Consider the following 6,189-nt stretch of genomic DNA (forward strand, 5'->3'; position numbering starts at 1 on the left):
TCGGTGGAATGGGAATCGTCTATCGGGCGATCTATACGAAAAACGGGGCGCGAGTGGCGCTCAAGGTCCTGTCACCTGACGTCGCCAGTTCGGAATCACTGCAGCGGAGATTCGAACGTGAGATCTCGATTCTCAAGAAGCTGCAGCACCCCCACATTGTCCGATACTACGGGGGTGGAAAGTTCGGCAGCCAGCGTTTTTACGCGATGGAACTGGTCGAAGGGGGTTCACTCGAAGATTACCTCAAGAAAAAGAAACGTCTTCCCTGGGAAGAAGCAATCGAATTTGCGATGCAGATTGCCCGCGCGCTGGAACACGCTCACGAAGCCGGAGTCATCCATCGCGATCTGAAGCCGGCCAATCTGCTGATGACCTCGTCCAGCGTGATTAAGTTGACCGACTTCGGGATCGCCCGGGACACGACCGCGACCGCCCTGACAGCAGCGGGTAAGACAGTCGGAACCTATGCCTATATGGCTCCTGAACAGATCCGTGGTAAACCCCCGGTCGACAAGAAAACAGACCTTTATGCTCTCGGCTGCGTGCTGTTTGAAATGATCGCCGGGGAAACTCCGTTCACCAGCGAGAACCAGGGTGAGATGCTGATGCAGCATCTGCAGGAAGACCCACCGCGAATTACGTCACTGGTGGCGGATTGCCCGATCTTTCTGGAAGACCTGATTTTCCGCCTCCTTGAGAAAGACCCTGCCGACCGGGTCTTCGATGCGCTTGCGTTGCAACATGAACTGGACGAAGTCCGGGTGAAGGTGACCCAGCAACGAAGTATGGCGGCAGAGACATTGTCGTCCGGTACCAAAGCCCAGGCCAAAGTTGACGAGCTGAAAACGATCCTCGGCAAGAAAAAGAAGAAGAAAAAGAAAGACCAGAGCCCCTTCTACGAACGGATCTGGTTTCTCAGTCTGGGCCTGGTACTGATCGCCGGGTTCGTGGCCTGGCACTTCGTTCCCGAGGGCGAAGAGAAGCTGATGGCCCGTGCAGAGAAACTGATGCAGTCCGAATTTGCGATGGACTGGCGCGTGGCAAAGGAGACGTGTCTGACACCGCTGCTGGATCGATTCCCGGAAGGCCGGTACGCCGACAAAGCTCATCAGATGATCATCGATATCGACAAATGGACGCTCGACAAAGAGATGCACAGTGCAAAACGGTTGAAGCAGGGGCCCGCTAACGAAGCGGAAAAACAGTTCCTCTCAGCCGAGCACTTCCTGAAGTTCGGCGACCGTATCACCGCCCTGCGAAAATTCCGCAGCATCACTCAGTTCTTTAAGGACAAGGAAGAATACCGCGTCTACGTCCTTCTGGCACAGGACGAGGTCGACAAGCTGATCCAGGCAGGAGGGGCAGACGAAGATTACGTCGCTTACCTGAACAAGAAACTTAAGGACGCGGATGTTCTCTTCAAGAAGGGAAACCTGACTGAATCGGAAGAGATCTGGCAGAACGTCAAGACTCTGTATCGAGACAACGAAGAAGTGCGACAGCAGGTCAGTTACGCCACGAAACGCCTCAACCGCGACGATCCGGGGGTCCCGCCATGGATGGAGACAGAAGAAGTTCAGTGAGCGGGTGGGGGACTTGTCGTGACGTCGACCAGTACGGTTGAGACTTGCTGCTCGTCACCGGGTTTCCCCAGACGCCGCCCCTAAGTTCGCACCTGGTGACTCAGTTCCTCGCTCCGTTACCTCAATCCGCCCTGCGACCTCAAGCGAGACCACAGGTAGAAATTCACACAGGCACCAAAGAGAAGACAGGCAGAGGAATGTCCACTGCCTGTCTTAAATCTGACATTACAGGTGTTCGCGACCCGGGTTCGCTCACGCCATGTCTTTGAGTGCCTTCAGAGCGCGAATTTTCACGACCTTGCGGGCAGGCTTGGCCTTCACGGTCATCATTTCGCCAGGCTTGAAGGGGTTGGCTCGCTGTGTGGCTTTTGTCGCAGGCTTGGTGATGACGTTGATCTTCATCAGACCTGGAACGTTAAAGACCTGAGGACCCTTCTTGCCAATTTCCTTACCAATCAACTCGGTCAGACCCGACAACACGCTGCTGACATCCTTGCGAGCGAGGCCCGTGGACTCAGCCAATGCGTTGATCACATCGGTCTTACTCATTGGCTTTTTGGTCTCTGACATTTCTCTCTCCTCTGGTGCGACAATCCTGTCAGCGAAATCCATTTCCGAAGCGACTTCAATGTCTTTGAGGACGACACGTTCCTCAACGGTTCGTTAGTTAAATCAAGGCGTTTTTCAATGTCAATGAAGTCTCACTGGTTTTCCACCCATGTTTTTTCGAGTTTTTTGAAGATTTACAATACAAATCCCCCAAATTTCCCGAAGAAAAACGCACTTTCAGTCAATTCGTCTTAATCAAATCCCTATTTCACATGCAGTTTTTGTATCGGAATGATCCGAACTTTCCCTGCGTCCGTTGCCAGCTCTGCTGGAATCAGGCGGGGCAGCTGGTTATTCTTCCCGCAGCCACAGTGAAGGATTCGTGACACTTACAAAGCAAGGAGTTTTTAGTGAGCAACATGGCACCAGTCCCGGCGAGTGGTTCGGAGAACAAACCGATTATTCTCGTTTCCTATCCCAAGATCATTCTGCTCTACCCGACGTTTTTCGGCTCCATTGTGGCCGCAATTCTAGCCTTTTTCTTCAATCCCCTGCATCAGCATAATCAGACCATCGCAGTGGTCTTCCTGACGCTGATGACCATCAACATGGTCGTTCTCGCCTTCGACTTTCCCCGGACGACCTCGCTGATCGTCTTCTTCGTGCTGGTCAGTCTCGCCATGGGAATACTATTGCTATCAATTTATTTCCCCACGTTACTGCCCGACGTCGCCGCGATGCTGAAGCGAATTAATCCGCGTGCAAATTCCACGTTTTATATCTGTTTCGCCACCATGCTCGGTTTAATCTATATCGGTGTCTTTATTCACATTCGCTTTGATTACTGGGAAGTCAGGCCGAACGAGTTGCTGCACCACCACGGATTCCTCAGCAGCCTTGAACGTTACTCGGCACCCAATCTGCGCATCAGTAAAGAAATCGATGACGTGTTTGAATATATGCTCCTGCGATGCGGTCGCCTGATTCTTCATCCCAGTAATGAACCTCGCGCCTTTGTGCTGGACAATGTACTCGGAATCGATCGCAAGGAAGCTGCCATCACGAAGATGCTCGGCGCTTTGCAAGTCCAGATCCGTGACGAACGCTCTGCCTCATTGTGACCCCTCAGAAAGCAGCCGCGTCGCCAGTTACGACAAACGAACGTTGTGTGCCGAACCTGAATAAAAAACACTGCCCGTCCAGTCACTGGCGAGCAGTGTTTTTTGATTGGGCCCTCTAAAAAGCTGCTCAACCTCCCTCAACCTATCGTGGCATGGTGACTCACTACACAATCATCGGCGTACCACCAGAGCCATTTCTCGACGAACCAAACTGTGAGTGGTAGAACGCATTGACCGCACAGCATAACGGGAGGGACTCGGCTTGCTGGCCCGAGTCACCTCCTCGATAACTTTGCACTCAGCACGAAACGGGTTCGCTGCGTACAGAGGCGCTCGGTACGAAGCAGGAAAGCCTGCTGACCACGCTTCCAGCCCCCATTTCCTGCCCTCCAGGAAACTAGAAAGCCCTGTTCTCATCCGAAGGACGGGACAGGGCTTGTCAGCATCTGTGGGGATCGCGCGAGATTAAGATTCGATCGCAGCCACGCCTGTGAAGTACTGCGGCTCACGCCCCGAGATCCATTTGATATTGCAGCCGATGCTGGGCCGCTGTTCTGCCAGAGGTGGATTGCCTGCCAGCAATTGATCGACGGCAGACCGCAGGTCGCTGCCTGTGACAGGCTTACCATTGCCGGGGCGACTGGAGTCGAACTGCCCCCGATAGACCAGCGACTGATTCTGATCAAAAACATAAAAATCGGGTGTGCAGGCAGCCTTGTAGGCGGCCGCTACCTGCTGAGTTTCGTCGTAAAGGTAAGGGAATGTATACCCGGCAGCACGGTGTTCTTCGACCATCTTGGCCGGACTGTCGTCGGGGTGCGAAGAGACATCGTTCGAGCTGATGCCGACGACGGCGATTCCCCGGGGTTGATAGTCTCGAGCAAACTGAGCCAGTCCCGAGCGAAGATGCTTCACGAACGGACAGTGGTTACACATGAAGATGACCACCAGCCCTTTGGCCGATTTGAAGTCTTCGAGCGAGACGACTTTTCCATCAACATTGAGCAGTGAAAAAGCGGGGGCAGGCGTCCCCAACGGAAGCATTGTCGATGCGGTTTTGACCATGAGGTGCTCCTGGCTGTCTGTTATGAGATAGGCGTCGGCGGGATCGCATCAGACTAGTTCGCGTCCGTTTCCTGCCGGCGTTCCGTGCCGTTCGATGACGTCACGTCGCGGTCGATCCGCAATCGTTTCACCACCCTGGCATCGGCATTGATGATCGTGAAAAGAAGTTTTTGCCACCGGAATGACTCGCCCGTCGATGGCATGCTTCCCTTCTGAGCGAACACAAACCCGCCGATCGTGTCGAATTCACCATCCTCGGGCAAATCGAAATCAAAACGACGATTGAGTTCATCCAAACGAACACGGGCCGAAACTTCAACTGACTTCTCGTCCAGTTCCTTGATATCGTCACCAACCTGCTCGTCGTCGTACTCATCGGCAATTTCACCGACGATCTCTTCGAGAATATCTTCCATCGTCACCAGACCGGCCACCCCACCATATTCATCGTGAACGATCGTGATATGAACTTTCTCACGCTTCATCAGTTCCAGCAGTGATGGAATCGCAGTGGTGATCGGGACAAAGACCGGTTCGCGAATGATGTCGCGCAGAACAGGGATCGACTGCCCGGCTCGGGCGGGCTCCAGCGCCTTCAACAAATCTTTGGCGTAAAGAATTCCCAGAACGTCATCGGTCGAGTCCCCGATGACCGGAATGCGGCTATGTCCGGATTCGATCAGTTGCTGACGGGCTTCTTCCAACGTCAGATCGGCGCTCATACAGTCCATTTCGGTTCGAGGGGTGATGATCGCTCCGACATCTTCATCCTGAAGCTGCATCACCCGCTGGATCATCGCCGTAGACCCCGATTCGAGCACCCCTTCGCGTTCCCCTTCCTCAACTACCGAGCGTATCTCTTCTTCGATCTTCGACGAATCATCCGATTCAAGTTCGCTTTGCCCGGCCAGGCGATGGACATACCGGTCCATCTGCAAAGCGATCCACAGCAGGGGGGCGAGAATCGCCTGCAGCCCCTCGATCATCGGCCAGAACCTGCAGAGGTATTCTTCCGACGCCACGCGGGCGATTGTCCACGGCAGAAGGTCCGCTGCGATGAAGGCGAGTACCGCGAAGCCAGCGTACTTCAGCAGGAATTCCAGGGGGCCGCTGTACCATGGGTCTGCGTCACTATACTGGGGCCACCCGATCCAGCAGCACAAGATGGTCGCGAGTCCCAGCGTTGACATCGTCAACATGAACTCCAGGGCAAGCAGCACCTCGCCCTGTTGTTTAAGAATCTTTCCGAACCGCTCGGGTACCCCTCGTTTCGCGCAGAGCATTTCCAGACGACTGTAGGAAAACTCGCGGAGAGCGTCGCATCCGAGGGCGCTCCAGCAGGCGATCGCCATCAGCACGAACACCATTACAGGGAGAATGATCACGTCACGTTTCCAATCCGGTCGGATAGTATTCCCAGAGCGAGAGAATTTCCCGCTCACGAGCTCGCATCACCGGCCGCGACTCGTCAGTCAAATCGTCGTATCCACAAAGATGAAGCAAACCATGAACGACATAGAGTAGCAACTCCGCTTGCAGACTCCATCCATGACCGACCGCTTCGCGACGGGCTGTTTCTAAACTGACGACCAGTTCGCCGTCGAGGAATGTGCTGTCCGGCGAGACATCGAATTCCTCCCCGTCCTCAAAGTCGTCCGTGTCCGACTCGTAGAACGGGAATGTTGATTCGTCGTCCGGTGAATTCAGCAAAAAGCTGATGACATCGGTCGGATAATCGTGGTTGAGAAATTCCCGATTCACGCGGTGAATTTCGGCGTCAGTGACAATCGCCAGACTGATCGTGGCCCCCGCAATCCCTTCTTCGACCAGCACGCGACGGATCGCGTCCCGCAGCATCGCCTGATCGACGG

The 6,189-nt window shown here is 54.4% G+C and carries 6 protein-coding genes; 2 read left to right on the top strand and 4 right to left on the bottom strand.

The genetic code is table 11. The features are described 5' to 3' along the window. Nucleotides 1–1,583, top strand: a 1,583-nt coding sequence (locus VGE80_RS14340) for a serine/threonine protein kinase (protein WP_440593144.1), incomplete at its 5' end; no start/stop codon positions are given. A gap of 252 nt (nt 1,584–1,835) precedes the next feature. On the opposite strand, the gene VGE80_RS14345 is transcribed toward VGE80_RS14340, so the two are convergent. Further along, nucleotides 1,836–2,153 (bottom strand): HU family DNA-binding protein, encoded by a 318-nt coding sequence (locus tag VGE80_RS14345; protein WP_373652617.1) that lies wholly within the window; start codon nt 2,151–2,153, stop codon nt 1,836–1,838. A gap of 398 nt (nt 2,154–2,551) precedes the next feature. On the opposite strand from VGE80_RS14345, the gene VGE80_RS14350 reads away from it, so the two are divergent. Next, nucleotides 2,552–3,253, top strand: a complete 702-nt coding sequence (locus VGE80_RS14350; protein WP_373653801.1) for a hypothetical protein — start codon at nt 2,552–2,554, stop codon at nt 3,251–3,253. Between the two features lie 465 nt (nt 3,254–3,718). Here the strand turns inward: VGE80_RS14350 and VGE80_RS14355 are convergent, their stop codons facing one another. The 3 genes from VGE80_RS14355 to ybeY all read right to left on the bottom strand — a co-directional run. Beyond that, nucleotides 3,719–4,318 (bottom strand): thioredoxin family protein, encoded by a 600-nt coding sequence (locus VGE80_RS14355; protein ID WP_373652618.1) that lies wholly within the window; start codon nt 4,316–4,318, stop codon nt 3,719–3,721. A 53-nt stretch (nt 4,319–4,371) separates the two neighbouring features. Beyond that, nucleotides 4,372–5,703, bottom strand: coding sequence for a hemolysin family protein (locus tag VGE80_RS14360; RefSeq protein ID WP_373652619.1), 1,332 nt, complete (start codon nt 5,701–5,703; stop codon nt 4,372–4,374). Nucleotide 5,704: 1 nt separating this feature from the next. Further along, on the bottom strand, nt 5,705–6,189 hold a 485-nt coding region (gene ybeY / locus VGE80_RS14365; protein WP_440593145.1), incomplete at its 5' end, for an rRNA maturation RNase YbeY.

Source organism: Schlesneria sp. (assembly GCF_036405755.1).
Classification (GTDB): domain Bacteria; phylum Planctomycetota; class Planctomycetia; order Planctomycetales; family Planctomycetaceae; genus Schlesneria; species Schlesneria sphaerica.